The organism is Sphingomonas sp. SP5, assembly GCF_058313455.1.
Map to the genome: position 1 here is coordinate 590,043 of NZ_JBZFLF010000001.1, position 23,477 is coordinate 613,519.

The window sequence follows — 23,477 nt, forward strand, 5'->3', positions numbered from 1 at the left end:
CAGCATCGCCGGTCGCCGCCTAGCGCAAGCCGAGCGCCGCCGTCGCCACGCGCTCCAGTTCCGGGTCGAGCGGCGGCGGGGTCATGTCGACGTTGGCCTCTAGATGATCGGCGACGGCGGTCAGCGCATGGATGCGCGCGGCCTTCTTGTCGTTGCCGTTGACGACGATCCACGGTGCGCCGCCGGTATCGGTGCGGGCGAACATGTCGTGCATCGCATCCAGATAATCCTGACGGCGTGACCGGTTGCGGTAATCGTCGGCGCCCGTCTTCCACCGCTTCCACGGATCGTCCAGCCGGTCCTTCAGCCGTTTGTCCTGCTCCACCTGGGACACGTGGACGAACAGCTTCACCAAGGTCGTGCCACCTTCGATCAACTCCGCCTCGAAGGCGTTGATCTCGTCATAGGCGCGGCGCCAATCCGCCTCGTCGGCAAAGCGTTCGACGCGCTCGACCAGCACGCGGCCGTACCAGCTGCGATCGAAGACGGTAATGTTGCCGGGGGCGGGCAGCCGGGTGCGGAACCGCCAGAGGAAATCGTGCGCCTTTTCCTCCGCGGTCGGCGCGGCGATCGGATAGACCTCGAAATGGCGCGGGTCCCAGTCCGCGGTCAGCCGCTGGATGATGCCGCCCTTGCCGGCGGCGTCCCACCCTTCCAGCATCACCACGGCGCGACGACCGTGGATGATATGCGCGACGAGGATGCGTTCCAGCCGGTCCTGCAACGCGGCGAGGTCGCGCTTGTAATGGCCCTTGTAGGGCTTGGTCTTCTCGAAATCGGCAAGGTCGATCACGCGCGGCTCCCTGTCATCCATCCTGTCATGCCTCAGGGATGTGAACGCGCCAACCGCCGCGACGGCGCAACACGAACCAGTAATAGGCCGCCGAGCCGAGGATCTGCGCCGCGGTCATGATGAGGCCGGGCCGCCCCTCCGCTAGGTCGAGCCAGCTCGTCCAGACGACATAGGCGAGCGCGATGAGCGTGACGACCGGCGCCAGCGGATAGAGCGGCATGCGATAGCGGGCGTGCGCGGTGGCACCGCTGCGCCGCCCGGCCATCGCGGCGACGGCGATACCGGCATAGATGGCGACGAGCCCGGTGCCGCTCAGCACCAGCAGCAAGGTGAGTGGCAGGAAGCAGCAGACGACGCCGACGCCGCCGACGATCAGCGTGCCTACCCAGGGCGATCCCAGCCGCGGATGGATCTGCGTCATCCAGCGGTCGAGCGGCCGCCCCCAGCTGCCGTCGCGGGCCGTGCCGTAGAAGAAGCGCGAACAGGCAAGGATGCAGGCGATAACCGCATTGACGATCGCGATCACCACGCCGATCGCGATGGCGTCGGCCAGCCAGCCGTCGCCGCGCTGCCGGGCGATCAGACCGAAGGGATCATCGGCGCTGAGCAGCGCGTGCAGGTCCCCCGCCCCCATCAACACCGCGACCGTCGGCACGATCTCGAACAGCAGGGTGAGGACGAGGCTGGCGAGGATCGCGCGGGCGATCAGGCGCGAGGGTTCGCGCATCTCCTCGCCGAAATAGACGGCGGCGCCATAGCCGTTGAGCGCGAAGATCGCGATCGAGGTGGCGAGTCCGATCGCCGCGGGCGATGCCGGCACCAGCGCGCCGTTCTGCGGCATCACCGGCAAGGTGAGGAACGGCGCGAACGGCCGCGCGACGTCGGCCCAGCCGAGCACGACGATCGCGACCAGCGCCAAAACCTCTCCGAGCAGGAAGAGGCCGGTGACCCAGGCGTTGACCCGGATCTGGAGCAGCGCCACCAACGTCGACGCGGCGACCACCGCCACCGCCACCGGCACCTCCGGCAGCCCCGGCCAGAGCGTGGAGAGCACCGCGCTGATCCCGAGCCCGGCGACGGGCGGGAAGAACAGGTTGTTGAAGACATTGACACCCAGCATCACGAAGCCGGCGAGCGGCCCCAGCGTCTTGGCGACCGCGACATATTCGCCACCCGCGACAGGCCAAGCGCTGGACAATTCGGCATAGACGAAGGCGGTGGCGATGCAGACGATGCCGGCGAGGATCATCGCCCAGATCGTGCCGGTGCCGGCCACTTGCAGCATGCCGGGGATGATGACGAAGACGGAGGAGGCGGGCGTCGCGACCGACAGCGTGAGGAACAGCACGCCCATCACGCCCAGGCTGCGCACCAATGGCTGCGGCGCCTGGGGAAGCAGTTGATCGTCCAGCATTGTTCCCGCTCTCATAGAGCATGATGACGTAAAATCGATCCGCCCCCAACCGTTCGCCCTGAGCTTGTCGAAGGGCCTCAAGCCTCACCTGTGCTTCGACAGGCTCAGCACGAACGGGGCAAGCCGATGTCACCCCTCGCTTAGCCCCGTAGCGGTAGTGACATGGTTAATCGCGCGGCGAAAGAGCCGCCGCTTTCGCGCCTGCCCCAGCGGTTTTATACCCGAGGCACCGATGCGGGAGACGATCATGCCCTACGAAAGCCCCTGGCAGCAGAGCCGCCGCAGCAGCGACGCCGACGACATCGATTACGAGATCAAGGGCGAGGAACTGCAATTCCTCGAAATCGAACTCAACCCCGGCGAGAGCGCGGTGGCGGAGGCCGGCGCGATGGTGTGGAAGGACGCCGCCATCACGATGACCACCGTGTTCGGCGACGGCAGCGGCCAGAACGGCGGCTTCATGGGCAAGCTGCTCGGCGCGGGCAAACGGCTGGTGACGGGCGAGAGCCTGTTCACCACCGTCTTCACGCACGAGGGGCGCGGCAAGGCGCGCGTCGCCTTCGGCTCGCCGACGCCGGGATCGATCCTGCCGATCCGCCTGTCCGACCTCGGCGGGCAGCTGATCTGCCAGAAGGACGCGTTCCTGGCGGCGGCCAAGGGCGTGCAACTCGGCATCTATTTCCAGCGGCGAGTGATGACCGGCCTGTTCGGCGGCGAGGGCTTCGTGATGCAGTCGCTGACCGGCGACGGCTGGGTGTTCGTGCAGATGGGCGGCACCGTCGTCGAGCGCCAACTGGCCGCAGGCGAGGAACTGCACGTCGACACCGGCTGCCTCGCGGCGATGACGCCGGGCATCGACTTCGACCTCGTCACCGCAGGCGGCGTGAAGAGCGTGCTGTTCGGCGGCGAAGGGCTGTTCTTCGCCCGGCTGCGCGGACCGGGCACGGTGTGGATCCAGTCGCTCCCCTTTGCACGCCTTGCCGGACGGATGCTGGCGGCGGCGAACGGCCGCGGTCAGAATCGCGGCGAAGGATCGGTGCTGGGCGGCCTCGGCGATTTCATCGGCGGCAACGATTGAGGACGTCGCACTCACCCTCACCCTTCGCCGCCGACAGCGCCGGAAGGGTGAGGGTGAGCGGCGTCAGCCGGCGCTCGGCGCCACCGTCTTGGCGACCGCGGTGCCCGGCTCGGCCGGGACGGCGGAGCGGATGGCGAGTTCGCGCAGCTGCTTGGGCGCCGCCGGGCTCGGCGCACCCATCAGCAGGTCCTCGGCGCGCTGGTTCATCGGGAACAGCGTGATCTCGCGCAGGTTCTGCGCGCCGCAGATCAGCATCACGATGCGGTCGACGCCGGCCGCCATGCCGCCGTGCGGCGGCGCGCCATATTGGAAGGCGCGATAGAGGCCGCCGAAGCGCTCCTCGACGTCCGCCTTGCTGAGGCCGACCAGTTCGAACGCCTTGACCATCAGCTCGGGGCTCTGGTTGCGGATCGATCCCGAGGCGATTTCATAGCCGTTGCAGACGAGATCGTACTGGAACGCCTTGATCGTCAGCGGGTCCTGGTTGGTCAGCGCGTCGAGGCCGCCCTGCGGCATCGAGAAGGGGTTGTGCGCGAACTCGACCGACTTCGCATCCTCGTCCCATTCGTAGAAGGGGAAATCGACGATCCAGCACAGCCGGAACGCGCCCTGTTCGATGAGGCCGAGCTGATCGGCGACGCGGGTGCGCGCCGCGCCGGCGAGCTTCGCCGCCGCCTCCGCCTTGCCGGCGGCGAAGAACAGGCCGTCGTCCGGCCCCAGGCCGAGCGCGGCGTAGATCGCCTCCATGCCCTCCGTGCCGTGGTTCTTGGCGATCGGGCCGGCGAATTCGCCCCCCTTGCGAGTGACGTAGCCGAGGCCGGCATGACCTTCGCTGCGCGCCCATTCGTTCATCTCGTCGAAGAACTTGCGGCTCTTCTCCGCGGTCGCCGGTGCGGGGATCGCGCGGACGACGCCGCCCGATCCGACGATCTTTTCGAACAGGCCGAAGCCGGACTGGGTGAAATGCTCCGACACGTCGGTGATGATGAGCGGATTGCGCAGGTCGGGCTTGTCGCTGCCGTATTTCAGCATCGCCTCGTCATAGGGGATCCGCGGGAACTGGCCCGACGGCGTGACGCTGCGCCCGTCGGCGAAGGTTTCGAAGATGCCGCCGATCACCGGCTCCATCGTCTCCCACACCTCTTCCTGGGTGACGAAGCTCATTTCGAGGTCGAGCTGATAAAATTCGCCGGGCAGGCGATCGGCGCGGGGATCCTCGTCGCGGAAACACGGCGCGATCTGGAAATACCGGTCGAAGCCGGCGACCATCAGCAGCTGCTTGTACTGCTGCGGCGCCTGCGGCAGTGCATAGAACTTGCCGGGGTGGATACGGCTCGGCACCAGGAAGTCGCGCGCGCCCTCCGGCGAGGAGGCGGTGAGGATCGGCGTCGAATATTCGGTAAACCCAGCGGTCTCCATGCGGCGGCGCATGTCCGAAATGACCTTCGTCCGGCGGACGATGTTGGCGTGCAGCGTCTCGCGGCGCAGGTCGAGGAAGCGATAGCGCAGGCGGATGTCTTCGGGATAATCCTGCTCGCCGGCGACGGGCATCGGCAGCTCGTCGGCGGCCGACAGCACGGTCGCACCGCGCGCGAACACCTCGATCTCGCCGGTCGCGAGATTGCCGTTCACCGTGCCCGCCGAGCGCGCCTTGACGCTGCCGTCGATCGTCACGACCGATTCGACGCGCACCTGCTCCAGCACGGCCAGCGCCGGCGAATCGCTGTCGGCGACGATCTGGGTGATGCCGTAGTGATCGCGCAGGTCGACGAACAGCACGCCGCCATGATCGCGCTTGCGATGCACCCAGCCCGACAGGCGGACGGTATCGCCGACGTTGCTCGCGGTGAGCGCGGCGCAGGTGTGGGTACGATAGGCGTGCATCAGCGCTCTCTGATTGCGTCATCCCAGCGCAGGCTGGGATCTCGTGCCGCGGACGCGCCCGCGGTAGAAAGACCCCAGCTGGCGCTGGGGTGACGGGTTGTGGTTGCCGCGCCCTCCCCTTTCCATGCCCTCTTTGTCAACCCGCACGCGCGGTCTATGGGAGGTCGGATGCACATCCACCCGTTGATTACCGACAGCGCGAGCCTCGCCAATCTCTGCAGCCGCCTCGCCCAGGCCGACTTCGTCACGGTCGACACCGAGTTCATGCGCGAGAGCACCTATTATCCGGAGCTCTGCCTGATCCAGATCGCCGATGTGAACGAGGCCGCCGCCATCGATCCGATGGCGCCGGGAATCGACCTGACGCCCCTGCTCGACCTGCTGACCGACAATGACGACGTGCTGAAGGTCGTCCATGCCGGCGGGCAGGATATCGAGATCATCTACAACCTGACCGGCAAGACGCCGCACCCGCTGTTCGACACGCAGGTGGCAGCGATGGCACTGGGTCAGGGCGAACAGATCGGCTATTCCAACCTGGTCGACAGCTGGCTCGGCATCCAGGTGGACAAGGGTGCCCGGTTCACCGACTGGGCCCGCCGGCCGCTCGACGCGCGGCAGATCGAATATGCGATCGGCGATGTGACGCACCTCGCCAAGATTTTCCCCAAGATGCTGGAGCGGCTGCGCAAGACGGGGCGCGGCGTGTGGCTAGACCAGGAAATGGAGCGGCTGGCCGATCCCGCCAATTACGCCAACGATCCCGACCAGGCGTGGAAGCGCGTGCGCGTGTCCGGCCGCAAGCCCGACGTGCTCGGCCGGTTGAAGGCGCTCGCCCGCTGGCGCGAGCTGGAGGCGCAGGGCAAGGACCTGCCGCGCGGCCGCATCGTCAAGGACGAGACGCTGGGCGATCTCGCCGGCCATCCGCCGCGGCGGCAGGCGGACCTTGCCAAAGTGCGCGGCCTGTCGGCGACCTGGGCCTCGAACGACATCGGCGGGCGGCTGATGGCGGCGCTGGAGGGTGCGACGCCGCTGTCGGCGGACGAATTGCCGCCGCGCGACGATCGCAAGCCGGGGCTGGGCAAGGACGGTTCGCTGGTCGCCGACCTCCTGAAGCTGCTGCTCAAGATCCGGGCGCGCGACATCGACGTCGCCTCGCGCCTGCTCGCCCGGTCGGACGAGCTGGAGATGCTGGCCGCGGGCGTGCGGACGGGACTCCCCATGCTGGAGGGGTGGCGCTACGATCAGTTCGGCCGCGACGCGCTCGATCTGGTCGAGGGGCGGCTGGGCTTTGCCGTGAAGAACGGCAAGCTCACCATGACCCGGACGGAGGATGCGGCATGACCAAGGCGTGGACGATGCTGTTGCCGGTGGTGATCGCCGGATGCACGACGATGGCCGAACCGCCGGCGCCGCGCGGCCCGTGCGCGATCACCGAAAAGCTGCGGATGCGGTTCGTGGGTGTGAAGTTCCGCGAGCGGATGCGCAGCGAAATCGAGCGGGAGGCACATGCCGCGACTTCGCGCGTCCTCAATCCCGGCGATGTCGCGACGATGGACTTGCGCCCCGACCGGCTCAACATCCTGCTCGACGACCTGAAGCAGATCGAGGGCCTGCGCTGCGGATGATGGTGATTTCACGCGAACAAATCAGGCGATGACCGCCCGCCGCTTGAGCGCCATCGCGAGCGCGGTATGGCGACGTTCCACCGTTTCCGCGTAGAACGCCGCATCCCCGGAGGCGAGGTGCAGCGTCAGGTCCTTCGCCGTCATCGACAGGGACGCGCGCTGTAGCGGCCCGGCGAGGCCGCCGCTGAACCGCTGGCCGAGCCGGATGGCGAGGCCCCACAGGATCGCCAGCTGGATCTGCCCGGCATTGGCAAGGCCGCTCAGCAGCGGATGCGGGCTGGTGCTGCCGCCGAGGCTGGTGTGCAGCGCCTGCGCCAGCATCGCCCGCTCGCCCGCATCGATCGCCACCCAATTGCCATGCAGCGCGATCTCGAAGCCGCGTTCGTCGCGGAACTCCGTATTGGCGCGCCAGCCTGTGTCGGCGAGCAGGCAGGCGGCGTGGCGGATGCGGGCGAGGGGCGGCGCGTCTCCCGTGAACAATGACGCGATCCAGTCGGCCAGCAGGTCGCCATGTTCCGGAAAGCGGCCGAGCAGCCGCCCCTCCTCGCGCGCCGCGACGATCAGGGGATCGAGGGCGCGGGTCGGCCGGTCGAGCGCCGCGTAGAGCAGCCCTTCGCGCAGACCGAAGGTGGAGGCGATCGCGCTGGTCGACCCCAATTCGCGCATCACGATGCCGAGCAGCGCGGTCGCATCGCCGAGCTGGCCCGCCCGTGTCGACGACATGCCGGGAATATTGCGCAGCCGCGGCCGGGAGAGATGCGCGAGGCTGCGGCCGAGTCGCCCGACCGTCTCCGGCGCCAGCGCATAGCCGTGGATGATCGGCAGCGGATAATGGGTGAGGCTCATGTCGAGCCGGGCGAGCGCGCGCCACGATCCGCCGACCATGTAGAGCGGCAGCCCCCTGCCCCGGCTGTTCCAGCCCGCCTCGCGGATCATGCGCGTGACGTGCCGGTCGAAGCCGGGCCCGCGCCCCTGCCGCAGGGCTGCGATCCGTAACACGCCGAGGGGCAACGAAACCCGATCGGTGACGGTGCCCGCGACGACGCGGACCAGCTCCAGGCTGCCACCGCCGAGGTCGCCGACGATGCCGTCGGCGTCGGGGATCGCCGACAGCACGCCCATGCCGGCGGCGGTCGCCTCCTGCTCGCCGCTCAGCAGTTCGACCGACAGGCCGAGGTCGGCGGCAGCGGCGATGAAGGCCGCACCGTTCGAGGCATCGCGTACCGCCGCGGTGGCGACGGTGCGGACGCTCGCCTCCATCTCGCGCGCCACCGCGGCGAAACGGCGCAGTCCGCCGAGGGCCAGCGCCATGCTGTCGGCGTCGATCGCCCCTGTCGCGGCAAGCCCGCGGCCGAGGCCGGCCATCACCTTTTCGTTGAACAAGGTCGCCGGAATGCGCGGATGCCCCTGATAGACGACGAGCCGCACCGAATTGGAGCCGATGTCGATGATGCCGGTGCGGGGATAGGCGCGTGCCATCAGCGCGTCCGTGGTCGCGCGGAGGGCGGGGCTGCATTGCGCGCTGTCCATTCCGCCGCCCCGGACGTGTTACGGCGTCCATTCCTCCACCCGCCGCGCGAAGCGCGTCCGGGTCGACGATCGTACAGGATGACACGGAGGGCCTTCATCCCCCGGCTTGTGGCCGCTCCGCCGCCTGCCAACAACCCCGTTATCGCCGCCGCCTGAGCGCCAGCGTCGGCACCGCATCGCTTTCCGCCAGCGCCGCGCCGCGGCCGGACAGCGACGGGTTTATCATGAAATAGCGGTGCAGGTTGAACGGCTTGTCGCCGGGCTCGTCGCGGACGTAGCGGCCGTCGGCCTGCAATTCCCAGCTCTGCTCGGTATCGATCAGGTTGGCGACCATCACCTGGTCGAGTACCTGGTCGTGCACCGTCGGATTTTCGATCGGCAGCATATATTCCACTCGCCGGTCAAAGTTGCGCGGCATCCAGTCCGCCGACGAGATGAAGACGCGCGCGCCGTCGTTGGGCAGCGCCGCGCCGTTGCCGAAGCAGAAGATGCGGCTGTGTTCCAGGAAGCGGCCGATGATCGATTTGACGCGGATATTTTCCGACATGCCGGGCACGCCGGGCCGCAGGCAGCAGATGCCGCGGATCACCAGCTCCACCTCGACGCCGGCGTTGCTCGCCTCGTACAATCTGTCGATGATGATCGGATCGACCAGGCTGTTCATCTTCGCCCACACCGCCCCTGCCCGACCGTCACGAGCATGGCCGATCTCGATGTCGATCAGGTCGAGCAGCTTCTGCCGCAGGTCGCGCGGCGACAGCGACAGCTTGGTGATGTCGGTCGGCTCGACATAGCCGGTGACGTAGTTGAACATCTGCGCCGCATCGCGCCCCATCCGCGGATCGGCGGTGAAGAAGCTGAGATCGGTATAGATGCGCGCGGTGACCGGATGGTAATTGCCGGTGCCGAAGTGGCAATAGGTGCGGAACTGGCCGCCCTCGCGCCGCACCACCATCGACACCTTGGCGTGCGTCTTCCATTCGAGGAAGCCGTAGACGACCTGCACGCCCGCCCGCTCCAGCGCGCTCGCCCAGAGGATATTCTGTTCCTCGTCGAAGCGCGCGCGCAGCTCGACCACGGCGGTTACGGACTTGCCCGCCTCGGCCGCGGCGATCAGTGCGTTGATGACCGCAGGCTGCTTGCCGGCGCGATACAGCGTCTGCTTGATTGCGATGACATCCGGGTCCTGCGCCGCCTGTTTCAGGAAGGCGAGGACGACGTCGAACGCCTCATAGGGATGGTGGACGATGATATCCTTGGCCCGGATCGCCGCAAAGCAATCGCCGCCGAACTCGCGGATGCGCTCGGGGAAACGCGGGGTGAAGGGCAGGAATTTGAGGTCCGGCCGATCCTCGTCGATCACCGCCGCCAGATCGCCGATGCTGAGCAGGTTGCCGCTTTCGGTGATCGTCGCGTCGGCGCCGCCCAATTCCTCGCGCAACACCTCGGCGAGCGCGTCGGGCATGCCCGTCTCCAGCTCCAGCCGGATGACGCGGCCACGGCGGCGGCGCTTGATCGCATTGGCGAAATAGCGGACCAGATCCTCCGCCTCTTCGTCGATCTCGATATCGCTGTCGCGCAGCACGCGAAAGGCGGCGGCCCCGACCAGCGTGTAGCCGGGGAACAGGATAGGCGCGAACCGCTTCAGCAGCGCCTCGATCGACACGTAGCGGGCGGGATCGCCAGGCAGGCGGACGAATCGCGGCGCGCTCGACGGGATCATCACCAGCTCGCGCACCGGCTCGCCATCAGAATCGCGCACCACGTCGAACATCACCGACAGCCCCTTGTTGGGGATGAAGGGAAACGGATGCGCGGGATCGAGCGCCTGCGGGGTGAGGATCGGGAAGATCTGCTCGCGGAAATGCTGCTCCAGCCAGCGCGCCGCGTCCGCATCCACCTCGTCGCGGCGCAGGACGTGCAGCCCCGCCTCGTCGAGCAGGTGGCGAAGATCGCCCCACACCGCCTGCTGGCTAGCCATCAGCGCATCGGCCTCCGCGGTGATCGCGGCCAGCTGCTGCCCGGGGGTGAGGCCATCCGACGAGCGACGGTCGACGTCCTTCATCTGCTGGCCCTTCAGGCCGGCGACGCGGACCATGAAGAATTCGTCGAGGTTGCTGCCCGAGATCGACAGGAACCGCAGCCGCTCGAGCAGGGGATGCGCCCCGTTGCACGCCTCGTCCAGCACCCGCCGATTGAACGCCAGCCACGACAGCTCGCGGTTGAAATAGCGATCGTTCACCTCCGGGACGAAGGGATCGTCGTCGGCGTCGGACAGATGAGCGAGGTGCGCGGGGCGTGTCATGGTTACGTCATAGGCAACAACGGTTGCGGTTGCGTGACGATCCCTGCGGCGGTGAGAACGGTGCGCGCGAGCGGGATGGACAGGCGCTTGCGGCTTTCCAGCACCTCCTGGTCGAGCGCGTCGACCACGCGCTGGACGACGATATGGCTGCGTTCGATCCGGGTGCTGAGCCAGCCGACGAGGTCCGGGCGGGCGTCCAGCCCGCGGCGCTGGAACAGATGGTCGAGCAATGCGGCGATCAGTTCGTCGTCGGGCGCGCCGATCGCGGCATGCGGGCTGGCCGCGAGGCGCGAACGCAGGTCGGGCAGCCTCACGCCCCAAGCGGGCGGCAGCGCATCGGCGACGATCAGCAGCGGGCGGCCATCGGCCTGCGCCTGGTTCCAGGCGTGGAAGATCTGCGCCTCCGGCACCTTTTCGGCGTCGTCGATGATCGTGCCCTGGCTCTTCGCCGCGAAGATGCGCGCAAGCAGGCTGCGGCCCGACTTGCGCGGGCCGGTCAGCACCGCGGCCATCACCGGCCACGTCGCCCATTGCTCCAGCGTCTGCGCGGCGCGGACGTTGGAGGGGGTGATGAGGAAGGCGTCGTCCTTGGGGTCGGCCGGCCACCCCAGCGGCAGCGCGAGCTGGTTGGTCATGCGGGTCAGCCTGCGGGTCGGTCGTCGGCCGGCAAGTTCGGCGGCAGCAGCTGCGGCGCGCGGCGGATGCGCAGCGTCTGCCCGGATCCGGTCACCTGATAGCCGCGCACCTCCAGCGCCGCACGCAGCGCGTCGGGATCGCCGTCATAGGTGACGCGCATCAGCGACACGCCGCCGAGTGCGAGGCTGGTGGTGCTGGCGGTGCGCACGCCGGGGATGCCGCGCACCAGCCCTTCGGTATTGGCAACCGCGCTGGCGCCAGGCGTGTCGAACTGCACGGTGATCGGAATGCCGGCATTGGCGGAACCGGTGTCGCCGACGATCTCGGCCAGCGTTTCGCCGCCGCTGTCGTCGCCGGCCGCATCGGGATCGACGACCGGTTCCGGCTCCGGCGGTGGCGACAGCGTCGGATCGAGCGCCAGCTCGCCGCTGCGCAGCGCCTGCTGGAACAGCGCATCCATGCGGGTGACGCCGGTGTCGAGCAGCTGCGGCAGGCCGGCGGCGCTGCCGACGCGCAGCGTGAAGCTGCCGAGCAGGCGATTGTCCGGCCCGTGCCGTGCCTGGAACACGCCGATGATCGGGCCGCCGGGATAGCTGCGGTACAGGCGCACCACCGGGATCAGGATATCGGACGCGCCATATTGGTCGATGATCGTCCGCCACCAGCCGCGCCCCGGCCGGCCGATCTGGCCGGCGTTGAGCAGCAGCGAATCGGCGCCCGCGCCGGACGGGCGGACATAATCGATCGCCGAATTGCCGGTGCGGAAGCGCGCCCATGCCTCCTGCCAGTCGTTGCGCTGCTCGAACACCGTCTCGACCCCGCCCGACACCTGCAGCGGCACCAGCAGCATCGGCCGCGAGCGATCCGAATAGGCGCTGATCCCCAGGATCGAGGCGGCGCGGCCGCGATCGAACAGCACACCCAGCCTGGCGATATAGCGCGCCGGCCCGATCTGCTCGTTCTCGACGACGATGCCCGAGACGATCTGGTCGAGCGTGCCGTCGGACACCAGGGCGCCGTCGCCGCCGAGCCGGCGCGACAGCTGCACCCAGGCCTTGCGCTGCGCCAGCCGCCAGCCGCCGAGGCGCGCGGCCTCCGCCGTCTTGCCGGCGACATCCACGGCGACGCCGCTCACCTCGAAATCGCCCGAACTGTCGATCGGCGCGACGCCGCGCCCGCCCTCGATCTGGGCATAGGCGCCCGCGCCCAGCAGCAATGCGGCACCGGCCAGCGACGAGAACAGGGTACGGTTACGCATCTCGCCCGCCTTTTGGCGAAGCGGCGCCGCGAAGCCAAGCCCCGACCGCTCAATCCTCTCCGGCACGGGGAGGTGGCGCGGCGCAGCCGCGACAGAGGGGCAGCCACGAGCGGCTCGCCTGCGGCTGCCCCCCCCCCCCACGGCCTGTGGCCGCGGTCCCCCTCTCCGTGCCGGGAAGGATCGGGTTCGCCATTGCCACCACCGCCCGCAAACCGTAGCAGGCTGGCCGGATGAGCACGCCCCCCTCGCCCCCCGCACCTGCCACTGGCGACCAGTCCTACACCTATGCCGATGCCGGCGTCTCGATCGCCGCGGGCAACGCGCTGGTCCGCGCGATCGGTCCGCTTGCCAAGGCGACGCGGCGGCCGGGCGCGGATGCGGAACTCGGCGGGTTCGGCGGCATGTTCGACCTGAAGGCCGCGGGCTTCACCGACCCGCTGCTCGTCGCCGCTAACGATGGCGTCGGCACCAAGCTGAAGCTCGCGATCGAATGGGACCGGCACGAAGGCGTCGGTGTCGACCTCGTCGCGATGTGCGCCAACGATCTGATCGTACAGGGCGCCGAGCCCCTGTTCTTCCTGGATTATTACGCCACCGCCCGGCTCGACACCGCCATCGCCGAACGCGTCGTCGCCTCGATCGCGGAGGGCTGCCGCCAGGCGGGCTGCGCGCTGATCGGCGGCGAGACGGCGGAGATGCCGGGCATGTACGCCGAGGGCGACTACGACCTTGCCGGCTTCTGCGTCGGCGCGGTCGAGCGCGACCGCGTGCTGACCGGGCGCGGGATCGCGGCGGGCGACGTGATCCTCGGCCTCGCCTCGTCGGGCGTGCATTCCAACGGCTTCTCGCTCGTCCGGCGCCTGGCCGCCGATCGCGGCTGGAAGCTCGACCGGCCGGCGCTGTTCGATTCGGACCGGCTGCTGATCGACACGCTGATGGCGCCGACGCGCATCTACGTGAAAAGCCTGCTGCCGCTGCTGCGCGAAGGCCGGATCAAGGGCCTCGCCCATATCACCGGCGGCGGCCTGCTGGAAAACATCCCGCGCGTGCTGCCCGAGGGCACGCATGCCGTTGTCGATGCGGACGCCTGGGAGCAGCCGCGGTTGATGGCCTTCCTGCAAGCACAAGGCGCGATCGAGCCCGAGGAGATGGCGCGCACCTTCAACTGCGGGATCGGCATGGCGGTGGTCGTCGCGGCGGACCAGGCCGATGCGGTCGCCACGTCGCTGACGGACGCGGGCGAGACGGTGCACGCGATCGGCCGCATCGAGGACGGCACGCGCGGCTGCACCGTGCGCGGATCGGCCGAAACGTGGAGCGCGCGCAGCGACTGGACCGCGACGCACGACCATGGCTGATCGGGCATGAAGACCGTCGGCATCCTCATTTCCGGCCGCGGCTCCAACATGATGGCGCTGGTGGGGGCGGGCATCCCGGTCGGCCTCGTCGCCTCCGACACGCCGGACGCGCCGGGCCTCGCCTGGGCTCGGGATCGCGGCATCGCCACCTTCGCGCTGTCGCCCAAGGGGATCGGCAAGGCCGCCTATGAAGCCGCGGTCGATGCCGCGCTGCACGAGGCGGGGTGCGCGGTGATCGCGCTCGCCGGCTACATGCGGCTGCTGTCCGATGATTTCGTCGGGCGCTGGCGCGGGCGGATCGTCAACATCCATCCGTCGCTGCTGCCCAAGTACAAGGGCCTAGACACCCACGCCCGCGCCCTCGCGGCGGGCGACACGGTGGCGGGCTGTTCGGTGCACATCGTCACCGAGGAGCTGGATGCGGGCGAACTGCTCGGCCAGGCCGAGGTGCCGATCCTGCCCGGCGATACCACCGACACGCTTGCCGCGCGCGTGCTCGCGGCCGAACACCGCCTCTATCCCCAGGTGCTGAAGGAGTTCGCCAGCCGATGACCGCCATCCTCGAATCCGTGCGCGCCATCGCGCTGCTGCTGCCCGAAGCGGAAGAGCGCGACGGCGCGTTCCTGGTCGCCGGCACGCCCTTCGTCGAAATCGCGGGCGAATCGCTGCGGGTGCGCGGCGCGGATGGATGGGACACGCTCGACGCCGCGGGCCATGCCGACTGGACGCTGATCGAGGACCGGATCGCCCGCAGCTGGGAACTCAGCGCGCCACGCGGGCTGCTGGAGGCGGGCGGGCGATGAGCGGCAAGGGCAGCGGCGAAACCGCCGATCAGGCGCAGACCCGCCGCCGCTGGATCACGCTCGCCGAGGTGGTGGCGGTGGCCGGCGTCATTATCGCCGCGCTGACCCTCTACAATAATTGGCAGGAACGCCGCGACGCCGCCGCCGACAAGGCGATCGAGGCGGCGAGTGCGACGCGCGACAAGACGCGCTTCATGCTGCGCGGCACGCCCGATGCCGGCAAGCAGGCGATCCTGCTGACCCGCGACGAGGCCCATCCGCTCGGCGACATCCGCGTCACCTTTCCGACCGCGCTCGGCGTGTCGCCGCAGGATTCGGTGACGCAGACGATCCCGGTGGACTGGTTCGCCAAGGCGCTGCGCGCGGTGACGGACGGCGGCCCCGACACCATGACCGGGCGGCTGCCGGTGCTGATCCGCTACACCTATTTCACCGACGACCAGCCGACCACGCGGCAGGCGATCTACGACCTCGTCTGGTCGACGCATGGCCGTGCCCTGCGCGGCCGTGCGGTGGAGGTGACCGACCTGCGCCTGCGCGAAAGCGGCGGCAACCAGAAGCGCATCGACGCGCTCTGGGCCAAGGACCGGCCGAAGACTTAGCGCGCGACCAGCCAGCGCAGGACGCGCGGCACGGCGCCACGGCGGCCGATCCAGTCGCTATAGGCGCGATAAGCCGGGTCGAGGCCGAGGTGCCGCTCCTCCGTGCGCGCCCGCCAGTAATAGACGCCGCTCACCGCCCCCATCAGCGCCGTCGCGCGCACCGCATCGACCAGGCTGCCGGTGGTGAGGAACGGCAGCGTCGACAGCCACCAGAACAGGTTCTTGGACAGATAGGCGGGATGGCGCGACCAGGCATAGGGCCCGTGCGTCAGGATGCCGCGATGCGTGAGGTTGGAGAAGCGCAGGCCGAACGCCACCGTCGCCCAGGCATAGATCGCGGTCAGCACGACCAGCAGCGCGCCCCAGCCGGCGAGCAGCCAGGGGTGGCCGGCAAACCAGTCGGTCCATTCCTGCGTTCCCGGATGATAGTCGAGCGGTCCGCCCGCCTCCATCAGGATGAACGGCGGATAGCACATCAGCGCCGCCGTCCAGGCGGCGGCATAGGGGTTGGCGCTGCGGATATGCGCATCGAGCGGGCGCAGCGTCAAAATATAGCCGACGGTCGCAAAGGCGACATCGACGACGAACATCAACGCGATCAGCCACTGTGCCAGCGCCACCGGATCGCGCAGGCTGGCAAGGTCGGTGCGGATGACGCCCCCGTAATTGCCCGGCACCACCGCCAGCATGAAGGCGAGGAAGAACGCCTTGACCCCCCAGCTGCGCAGGTGGCCATGGATCGCGTCGCGATCGACGCCGTCCTGTCCGGTCAGCCAGGCGCCGACATGCCACGCGCCATCCCGCGGCTCGACCAGATAGCGGTCGAGCCACAGGACGTAGGGCACCGCCACCACGGCGGCGATCGGCACGCCCCAGCTGAAACACCACATGGCAAAGGCGAAATTGCCCTCCCAATAGAAGCGGCCGACGCCATAGAGGCATGCGATCCCGCCCCAGGTGACGAACAGGCCGGCCAGTTTGGTGAGGCTGACATCGCGGGTGGCGGCGAACGGACGCGGCGATGCCCAGTCGATGCCGGTGGAGGCGTTGCGATGCACCTTGTCGACCAGCAACGACCAGCCGATCATCGGCAGTGCACAAGCCACCAGCCCGACCAGCGCCGAATAAGGGCCGTCCATCCCGATCGCGAAGGCGAATGCAAGCCAGGCGCCTAGTCCCGCCAGTCCGGCAAGGCCGACGCCATGGCTGACGGCGGAACGCGGGCGCTGGTCGGCGGCATGCGCGGCGAGCGCGGGATCGTGGTACATCCCGCCCGGTTAGCCCGGCAGCGGTAAGGAAGTCGTGAACCATGCCCGCGCCCGCTTGCGCAGTGCGCGCGGCGGCGGTATCGCAGGCCCCACGCCCGGTGAGCGGGTATAGCACAATGGTAGTGCAGCAGCCTTCCAAGCTGAATACACGGGTTCGATTCCCGTTACCCGCTCCAGCGTTTCTTTCCCGATCACTGATGTCCGACGAGCGTTTCTACGGACGGTTGTCCGGCAGCGGCCAGAATGCCGGCGCCGCGGCCTAAAGCGCCATGATCGTGCGCTGCCCACCATGCCGGAACGCGCCGCATCATGGGAATGGAATCGTCGTCCATACCCCGTCACCCCGGACTTGTTCCGGGGTCCACGGTGCCGCACATCCAAGTGCCTGTGAGTATGCGGCACGGTGGATGCCGGAACGAGTCCGGCATGACGGAGGATGGTTTGGAGCGCATTGGAGTAGGAGGACGCGTTGCTGCTCCTCCTCCGCTCACTCCTTCGCGGTACCCGGCTCCGCCATCTTGCGATGCTGCTCGGCCAGCACGGCGTTGGGCGTGATGTTGGCCACCGCCGATTGCAGCTTGTTCTTCCACCCCGACACGACCGACGCCTTGCCCGCCATCAGCGCGTCCCAGCCGTCCTTGGCGACGTCCGCGGGGTCGCTCTTCTTGGGGTCGCTCCCGACGTCGGTGTCCAGCATGTCGCCGCGGGCGAAGAATTCGGTGTCGACCGGCCCCGGCATCAGGTTGGTGAGCGTGACGCCGTCGGCATCCTTGATCTCGTTCTGGATCGCCGCGACGAAGCTGTCGACGAAGGCCTTGGTGCCGTTGTACACCGCCTGGAACGCGCCGGGGATGTAGCCGGCGATCGATCCGGTCACCAGCACCTTGCCGTCGTTGCGCGCGACCATCGGCTTCAGCACCTTCTGCAACAGATAGGCGGTGCCGGTGATGTTGGTGTCGACCACCATGCGCCAGTCCTTCACCTCCTGATCGAGGAAGGCGTGGCCAAGGCCATGGCCGGCATTGGCGCAGACGAGGTCGATCTGCCGCCCGTTCGCCGCAGCGAGCAACTGGTCGACGCCCTCGATGGTCGACAGGTCCGCCTCCACCGCGGTGACGCTGGTGCCGAACTGTTCGAAATCGTTGGCGGCGGCGTTGATGAGCGGTTCGTTGGCGACGACGAGGATGTCGTAGCCGTTCTTCGCGGCGAGCGTCGCCAGTTCGAAGCCGATGCCGGTGGAGGCACCGGTGATGATAGCAAAGGGATTGGCCATGGGTTTGGTCCTTTCTCGAAGATGATGATCCCTACCCGTCATCCCGGCGGACGCCGGGATCCATGGATGCGCCCGGCTGATGGGTCGCGCCGACGCGGCCCGATCGGGTCCATGGGTCCCGGCGTTCGCCGGGATGACGGAAGGGCTATGAAGTTACGCCGCGGTCATGCCCGGCTTCAGCACGATCTTGGTCACCTCGTTCTGGTGATCCTTGAACATCTTGTAGCCCTTGGGTGCGTCGGTCAGCGGCATGCGGTGCGAGATCAGGAATTCGGTGTCGATCTTGTCTTCCATGATCGCGTTGAGCAGCCCCGGCATATAATGCTGGACGTGCGTCTGCCCGGTCTTGAGCGTCAGCCCCTTCTCCATGAACGCGCCGAGCGGGAATTTATCGACGAAGCCGCCGTACACCGCCGGCATCGAGACGCGGCCGCCCTTGCGGCAGGCGATGATCGCCTGACGGATCGAATGCGGACGATCGGTGCCGAGGAAGGTCGATGCCTTGATCTGGTCGATGACGTTGTCGACGAACAGGCCGTGCGCCTCCAGCCCGACCGCGTCGATCACCGCATCGGGGCCGATCCCGCCGGTCATCTCCATCAGCGCTTCATAGGTGGCCGATTCCTCGAAGTTGATCGTCTCCGCCCCGAACTTCGCGGCGAGCGCCAGCCGGGTCGGAAAATGGTCGATCGCGATCACCCGCTCCGCGCCCATCAGGAACGCGGACTGCACCGCGAACAGTCCGACCGGCCCGCAGCCCCAGACCGCGACGGTGTCGCCCGGCTCGATCTGCGCATATTCGGCCGCCTGCCAGCCGGTCGGCAGGATGTCGCTGAGGAACAGCACCTTGTCGTCGTCGACGCCGTCGGGGATGACGATCGGCCCGACGTCGCTGAACGGCACGCGGACATATTCCGCCTGGCCGCCGGCATAGCCGCCCGTCATGTGGCTGTAGCCGAACAAGGCGGACATCTCATGCCCGTACAGCGACTGGGCGATATCCTGATTGTCCGCGGGCAAACCGTTGGGACAGGCGGAATATTGGTGCTTGCCGCAATGGTAGCAGCTGCCGCACGCGATGGTGAAGGGCACCACGACGCGCTGCCCCTTCTTGAGTGTCGATTTCGCACCGACCTCGACCACCTCGCCCATGAATTCATGGCCCAGGATGTCACCCGCCTTCATCGTCGGGATGTAGCCGTCGTACAGGTGCAGGTCCGATCCGCAGATCGCGGTGGAGGTCACCTTGATGATGCAGTCGCGCGGATTGACGATTTCGGGATCGTCCACCGTATCCATGCGGACGTCATGCTTGCCGTGCCATGCCAGTGCTCGCATCAGCGTAGCTCCTTCTTCGAACAAAGCGCTTTCACAGGCCCATCTCCTCGAACTGCTTGGGATTCATCGCGGGGGTGGCGATCTCGCCGGTTTCCATCAGCTGCTTGAAACGGCGCAGGTCGCGGCGCGCCTGGATCGCGGGTTCGCGCTGGAACAGCTTGGCGATCACCTTGCCGATCACGCCGCCCGGCGGATCGTAGGCGATGGTGACCGTCACCACCGTACCGCGCGCGCCCGCTTCGCGGAACTCGATGCGCCCGGAATTGGCCACGTCCGCGCCCGGCTCCGATGTCCAGGCGATGAACCGGTCCTGTTCCTCCTGCGTGACGCGTGCGTCCCAGGCGACCGTCGCCCCCGCGGGCGCCTTCACCACCCAGTGCGACAGCGTGTCGTCCTTCACCTCGATGGAGACGACATTCTCCATGAATTGCGGCAGGTTGGAGAAGTCGCGGAAGAAGGCGTAAAGTTCGCTCACCGGCCGGTCGATCGTCACCGATCGACCGACGACGGCAGAGCCCTGCCCGTCGATGAGACCGGCGGTGGTCGTCTCGGCAGCGTCGCCGCGTTTGGAGGTGGAGGCGGGCGCATCGTCGCGTTGGTCGGTCATTCTCGTCTCCCTTCGGAAGACACCCCCAACCGCGCAGACTCGACGACGTTCCTATCGTTACGGACGCAGATTCAATTAGATGAAGCTGGTTTTCACCAGAACCCACCAGCGCAGGCCGTCACCGTGGGATGGGCACCGATGCTGTGGACGCTCGCCCCCCGCAGCCATGGGGAGGATGGTGGACAGGGCTGGATTCGAACCAGCGTACGCTTGCACGGGCAGATTTACAGTCTGCTGCCTTTAACCACTCGGCCACCTGTCCAGATGGGAGCTTCGCCGAAGCGAGGCGGCCTATTGGCGTGGGCAAACGCGGCTGTCAACGCCGGTCGGCGAAGAAAGCGCGATGCTTGCACGATCGCCGGCCCGGACGTAGCACGCGCGCCATGATCCGCATGCCCCTTACCACCCGCCCCGGGCTTCCACGCTGATGGCGCGCCGTGGCCACCGCCCGTCGACGGGCACCGCCAACCGCCCCAAATTCTGGGGCCGCCACCCGGTGACGGCGGCGCTCGCCAATCCGAACCGCAACGTGCGCAAGATCTGGGGCACGCGCGAGGCATTGGCCTCGCTCGACCTGCCGCCGGCGATGCCGGTGGTCTATGCCGATGTCGCCGATCTCGGCCGGCTTGTCCCCTCCGACGCCCCGCACCAGGGCCTCGTCGCCGAGGTCGAGCCGCTGGAGGAGATGTGGCTCGCCGACCTGTTGCTGGAGGGCAAGGACGACCGGCGCCCGCTGATCGTGCTCGACCAGGTCACCGATCCGCACAACGTCGGCGCGATCCTGCGCTCGGCCGCCGCCTTCGACGCGCTCGGCATCGTCACGCAGGACCGGCATGCACCGCCCGAGAGCGGCACGGTGGCCCGCTCCGCCTCGGGCGCGCTGGAGACGGTGCCCTGGTGCCGCGTCGTCAACCTCGCCCGCGCGCTCGAAGAGATCGCCGAAGCCGGTTTCTGGCGGATCGGCCTCACCGGCCACGCCGACCAGACGCTGGCACAGGCGATGGGCCAGCAGCGCATCTGCATCGTGCTCGGCGCCGAAGGCGAAGGCATGCGCCAGAACACCGAGGCGCATTGCGACGAACTCGCCAAGCTGCCGATCAGCGACAAGGTGGAAAGCCTCAACGTCTCCAACGCCGCCGCGATCGCGCTCTATGCGGTGGCGGCGCGGTAGGCCTGCATCGCAAGACGCCTACTCGCCCCCCACGTCATCCCGGCGAACGCCGGGATGAAGGGGGGGGGGGGGGTGGCGGCGGCTATCCTGACCGCCGTCCCTCAACCCCTCAATCCTCGCCGGCGATCGTCACCTTCAGCCCGTCCAGCGCATCGGTGAACGGCAGCTGGCACGACAGGCGCGACGTCGCATTACGCTCGTCGCTCGAATCGAGCAGGTCGTCCTCGTCCGGCCCCATCGACGGCAGCGCATCGGCGAAGGCCGGGTCGACATGGACGTGGCAGGTCGCACAGCTGCAGCAGCCGCCGCACAGCGCCAGCAGTTCGTCGATGCCGGCGTCGCGGATCACTTCCATCACCGACAGTCCGGCCTCGCCGTTGATTTCGCGTTCTTCCCCCTCGCGCGTCACGACGATAAGCTTGGGCATGATGTTCTCCGCAATGAATAGCCCGCGCCATGCCGTGCGGAACGCGCCGGATCAAGCATGGGCCTGACCGCCGAGCAGATCCGCGCCTCGATGGATGCGCTGGCGGGCATCGAACCCGCCTTCGCCGCCGGGCTCGCCCGCGTCGGCTATCCGCCGCCGCGCATCCGCGAAACGGGCTATGCGACGCTGCTGCGCACGATCATCGGCCAGCAGGTCAGCGTCGCCTCCGCCGCCGCCGTGCATCGCAAGCTGGAGAGCCTGGTCGGCGATCCCGGCGATCCCCACACCATCCTTGCCGCCAGCGACGAGACGCTGCGCGCCGCCGGCCTGTCGCGGCAAAAGGCAGGCTACGTCCGCAGCCTTGCCGACGAGGTGACCAGCGGCCGGCTCGACCTCGCCGCTCTGCCCGCCGACGACGAGGCAGCGATCGCGCAGCTGGTGCGGGTCAAGGGCATCGGCCGCTGGTCGGCCGAAATCTACCTGCTGTTCGCCGAAGGGCGGCCGGATATCTGGCCGGCCGGCGACCTCGCCGTGCAGATCGAGGTCGGCCGCCTGCTCGGCCATCCCGAACGCCCGTCGGAAAAGCTGACGCGCCAGCTCGCCGAGGCCTGGCGCCCACATCGCGGCGCACTCGCGATCTTCACCTGGCACCATTACGGCGCCGGACCGGACACGCCGCCCAAGGACGCCGCGCCGGTCTGACCCGCGCCACCTTGATCCAGCGTACGCTCTCGCCGCTTGCCCATGCGGGGCGCATGCCCCACAGACGCTGGCGATGACAGCACCCGCCGCCACGCCCGCCGTTTCCCTGATCGGAAGTCATCGCAGCGTGGCATTGCCGCAAGGGGGATCGCGGTGGCGGCGGCTGGGCGCGTTCATGGGGCCGGGCTTCCTCGTCGCAGTCGGCTATATGGATCCGGGCAATTGGGCGACGGACATCGCCGGCGGCTCGGCGTTCGGCTATACTTTGCTGTCGGTCATCCTGCTGTCGAACCTGATGGCGATCGTCCTGCAGGCGCTGTCGGCGCGGTTGGGCGTCGCCGCCGGGCTGGACCTCGCGCAGGCCTGCCGCGCCTATTACAGCCGGCCGACCACGTTCGCGCTATGGGCGCTCGCCGAGGTGGCGATCATCGCCTGCGATCTCGCCGAGGTGCTCGGCACCGCCATCGCGCTGAAACTGCTGTTCGGCATCCCGCTGATCTGGGGCGTGCTGGTCACCGCGCTCGACGTGTTCCTGATCCTCGCGCTGCAACGCTACGGCTTTCGCAAGATCGAGGCGTTCATCGTCGCGCTGCTGCTCATCATCGCCGGCTGCTTCGCGTTCGAACTGTTCCATGCGCGGCCGGACATGGGCGCCGTGCTCGCCGGCCTCGTCCCCTCGCCCGGCATCGTCACCGATCCCGCCAAGCTCTACCTCGCGATCGGCATCCTCGGCGCGACGGTGATGCCGCACAATCTCTACCTGCACTCGTCGATCGTCCAGACCCGCGCCTTCGAGCCGACCGATGCGGGCAAGGCGGAGGCGGCGAAGCTCGCGACGCTCGACAGCACGATCGCGCTCGGCCTCGCCTTCTTCATCAACGCCGCGATCCTGATCGTCGCCGCCGCCGTCTTCCACACCGCCGGGCGCACCGAGGTGGCGGAGATCGACGAGGCCTATCGCCTGCTCGCGCCGATGATGGGCGTCGGCGCCGCCAGCATCGTCTTCGGCGTGGCGCTGCTCGCCTCGGGCCAGAACTCCACCGTCACCGGCACGCTCGCCGGGCAGATCGTGATGGAGGGCTTCCTCAACCTGCGACTGCCGGTGTGGCTCAGGCGGCTGGTGACGCGCCTGCTTGCGATCGTGCCGGCGGTGATCGTCGTCGGCGCCTCGGGCGACAGCGGCGCGACGCAGCTGCTGGTGCTCAGTCAGGTCGTGCTCAGCCTCCAGCTCCCCTTCGCGGTGGTGCCGCTGGTGCTGTTCACCGGGCGCAGCAGCGTGATGGGCCGGTTCGTCAGCCCGCTGTGGCTGCGCACGCTTGCCTGGATTATCGCCGCGGTCATCATCGGGCTCAACGTCACCCTGCTCTACGGCATGATCTGATCCCGGATCGGCCATTTAGCC

General features: G+C 68.4%; 22 protein-coding genes and 2 tRNA genes. 11 read left to right on the forward strand and 13 right to left on the reverse strand.

Annotated elements, in window-relative coordinates:
* Nucleotides 1-19: 19 nt before the first annotated feature.
* Nucleotides 20-793: a polyphosphate kinase 2 family protein gene (locus tag AC4GY7_RS02670; RefSeq protein ID WP_491111855.1), complete on the reverse strand. Its 774-nt coding sequence runs from the start codon at nt 791-793 to the stop codon at nt 20-22.
* Between the two features lie 25 nt (nt 794-818).
* Complete coding sequence (locus AC4GY7_RS02675) at nt 819-2,207, reverse strand: APC family permease (protein WP_491111856.1); 1,389 nt, start codon at nt 2,205-2,207, stop codon at nt 819-821.
* 247 nt (nt 2,208-2,454) lie between these two features.
* Between AC4GY7_RS02675 and AC4GY7_RS02680 the strand changes: the two genes are divergently transcribed.
* Entirely contained in the window at nt 2,455-3,285 is an 831-nt protein-coding gene (locus AC4GY7_RS02680) for a TIGR00266 family protein (protein ID WP_491111857.1), read from the forward strand.
* A 63-nt stretch (nt 3,286-3,348) separates the two neighbouring features.
* On the opposite strand, the gene aspS is transcribed toward AC4GY7_RS02680, so the two are convergent.
* Complete coding sequence (gene aspS, locus AC4GY7_RS02685) at nt 3,349-5,169, reverse strand: aspartate--tRNA ligase (protein WP_491111858.1); 1,821 nt, start codon at nt 5,167-5,169, stop codon at nt 3,349-3,351.
* 168 nt (nt 5,170-5,337) lie between these two features.
* On the opposite strand from aspS, the gene rnd reads away from it, so the two are divergent.
* Both rnd and AC4GY7_RS02695 read left to right on the forward strand, forming a co-directional pair.
* On the forward strand, nt 5,338-6,513 hold the full coding sequence (gene rnd / locus AC4GY7_RS02690) for a ribonuclease D (RefSeq protein WP_491111859.1): 1,176 nt from the start codon (nt 5,338-5,340) through the stop codon (nt 6,511-6,513).
* The gene (locus AC4GY7_RS02695; protein ID WP_491111860.1) at nt 6,510-6,797 is read left to right on the forward strand and encodes an I78 family peptidase inhibitor; all 288 of its coding nucleotides are present in this window, start codon (nt 6,510-6,512) and stop codon (nt 6,795-6,797) included. Before rnd ends, AC4GY7_RS02695 begins: the two co-directional genes overlap by 4 nt.
* A 21-nt stretch (nt 6,798-6,818) precedes the next feature.
* On the opposite strand, the gene AC4GY7_RS02700 is transcribed toward AC4GY7_RS02695, so the two are convergent.
* From AC4GY7_RS02700 to AC4GY7_RS02715, 4 genes are all read right to left on the reverse strand, one after another.
* A complete protein-coding gene (locus AC4GY7_RS02700) occupies nt 6,819-8,276 on the reverse strand; it encodes a Ppx/GppA phosphatase family protein (protein WP_491111861.1) in 1,458 nt (485 codons plus the stop codon).
* A gap of 190 nt (nt 8,277-8,466) precedes the next feature.
* Nucleotides 8,467-10,632 (reverse strand): RNA degradosome polyphosphate kinase, encoded by a 2,166-nt coding sequence (locus AC4GY7_RS02705; protein WP_491111862.1) that lies wholly within the window; start codon nt 10,630-10,632, stop codon nt 8,467-8,469.
* A 2-nt stretch (nt 10,633-10,634) separates the two neighbouring features.
* The gene (locus AC4GY7_RS02710) at nt 10,635-11,267 is read right to left on the reverse strand and encodes an HdaA/DnaA family protein (protein WP_491111863.1); all 633 of its coding nucleotides are present in this window, start codon (nt 11,265-11,267) and stop codon (nt 10,635-10,637) included.
* Nucleotides 11,268-11,272: 5 nt separating this feature from the next.
* Entirely contained in the window at nt 11,273-12,526 is a 1,254-nt protein-coding gene (locus AC4GY7_RS02715) for a heavy-metal-associated domain-containing protein (protein WP_491111864.1), read from the reverse strand.
* 230 nt (nt 12,527-12,756) lie between these two features.
* Between AC4GY7_RS02715 and purM the strand changes: the two genes are divergently transcribed.
* The 4 genes from purM to AC4GY7_RS02735 are packed head-to-tail and all read left to right on the forward strand — an operon-like array spanning nt 12,757 to nt 15,289.
* Nucleotides 12,757-13,884: a phosphoribosylformylglycinamidine cyclo-ligase gene (purM, locus tag AC4GY7_RS02720; RefSeq protein ID WP_491111865.1), complete on the forward strand. Its 1,128-nt coding sequence runs from the start codon at nt 12,757-12,759 to the stop codon at nt 13,882-13,884.
* A gap of 6 nt (nt 13,885-13,890) precedes the next feature.
* A complete protein-coding gene (gene purN, locus AC4GY7_RS02725; protein ID WP_491111866.1) occupies nt 13,891-14,436 on the forward strand; it encodes a phosphoribosylglycinamide formyltransferase in 546 nt (181 codons plus the stop codon).
* Complete coding sequence (locus tag AC4GY7_RS02730; protein ID WP_491111867.1) at nt 14,433-14,687, forward strand: hypothetical protein; 255 nt, start codon at nt 14,433-14,435, stop codon at nt 14,685-14,687. Before purN ends, AC4GY7_RS02730 begins: the two co-directional genes overlap by 4 nt.
* On the forward strand, nt 14,684-15,289 hold the full coding sequence (locus AC4GY7_RS02735; protein ID WP_491111868.1) for a hypothetical protein: 606 nt from the start codon (nt 14,684-14,686) through the stop codon (nt 15,287-15,289). The genes AC4GY7_RS02730 and AC4GY7_RS02735 overlap by 4 nt, the downstream gene beginning before the upstream one ends.
* Here AC4GY7_RS02735 and AC4GY7_RS02740 read toward each other — a convergent pair.
* Entirely contained in the window at nt 15,286-16,557 is a 1,272-nt protein-coding gene (locus AC4GY7_RS02740) for a methyltransferase family protein (RefSeq protein WP_491111869.1), read from the reverse strand. The genes AC4GY7_RS02735 and AC4GY7_RS02740 overlap by 4 nt on opposite strands.
* A 102-nt stretch (nt 16,558-16,659) precedes the next feature.
* Here AC4GY7_RS02740 and AC4GY7_RS02745 point away from each other — a divergent pair.
* A tRNA-Gly gene (locus AC4GY7_RS02745) sits at nt 16,660-16,733 on the forward strand.
* Nucleotides 16,734-17,044: 311 nt separating this feature from the next.
* Here the strand turns inward: AC4GY7_RS02745 and AC4GY7_RS02750 are convergent.
* From AC4GY7_RS02750 to AC4GY7_RS02765, 4 genes are all read right to left on the reverse strand, one after another.
* Nucleotides 17,045-17,830, reverse strand: coding sequence for an SDR family NAD(P)-dependent oxidoreductase (locus tag AC4GY7_RS02750; RefSeq protein ID WP_491111870.1), 786 nt, complete (start codon nt 17,828-17,830; stop codon nt 17,045-17,047).
* Between the two features lie 153 nt (nt 17,831-17,983).
* Nucleotides 17,984-19,168, reverse strand: a complete 1,185-nt coding sequence (locus AC4GY7_RS02755; protein ID WP_491111871.1) for a zinc-dependent alcohol dehydrogenase — start codon at nt 19,166-19,168, stop codon at nt 17,984-17,986.
* Nucleotides 19,169-19,199: 31 nt separating this feature from the next.
* Nucleotides 19,200-19,775: an SRPBCC family protein gene (locus tag AC4GY7_RS02760; protein ID WP_491111872.1), complete on the reverse strand. Its 576-nt coding sequence runs from the start codon at nt 19,773-19,775 to the stop codon at nt 19,200-19,202.
* A gap of 176 nt (nt 19,776-19,951) precedes the next feature.
* A tRNA-Tyr gene (locus AC4GY7_RS02765) sits at nt 19,952-20,037 on the reverse strand.
* 165 nt (nt 20,038-20,202) lie between these two features.
* Between AC4GY7_RS02765 and rlmB the strand changes: the two genes are divergently transcribed.
* Nucleotides 20,203-20,946: a 23S rRNA (guanosine(2251)-2'-O)-methyltransferase RlmB gene (gene rlmB / locus AC4GY7_RS02770; protein WP_491111873.1), complete on the forward strand. Its 744-nt coding sequence runs from the start codon at nt 20,203-20,205 to the stop codon at nt 20,944-20,946.
* Nucleotides 20,947-21,055: 109 nt separating this feature from the next.
* On the opposite strand, the gene AC4GY7_RS02775 is transcribed toward rlmB, so the two are convergent.
* A complete protein-coding gene (locus AC4GY7_RS02775) occupies nt 21,056-21,373 on the reverse strand; it encodes a 2Fe-2S iron-sulfur cluster-binding protein (protein ID WP_491111874.1) in 318 nt (105 codons plus the stop codon).
* 57 nt (nt 21,374-21,430) lie between these two features.
* On the opposite strand from AC4GY7_RS02775, the gene AC4GY7_RS02780 reads away from it, so the two are divergent.
* Together AC4GY7_RS02780 and AC4GY7_RS02785 are read left to right on the forward strand one after the other, a co-directional pair.
* The gene (locus AC4GY7_RS02780) at nt 21,431-22,075 is read left to right on the forward strand and encodes a DNA-3-methyladenine glycosylase family protein (protein WP_491111875.1); all 645 of its coding nucleotides are present in this window, start codon (nt 21,431-21,433) and stop codon (nt 22,073-22,075) included.
* A 73-nt stretch (nt 22,076-22,148) separates the two neighbouring features.
* A complete protein-coding gene (locus AC4GY7_RS02785; RefSeq protein ID WP_491111876.1) occupies nt 22,149-23,456 on the forward strand; it encodes an Nramp family divalent metal transporter in 1,308 nt (435 codons plus the stop codon).
* The last annotated feature ends 21 nt before the right edge of the window (nt 23,457-23,477 follow it).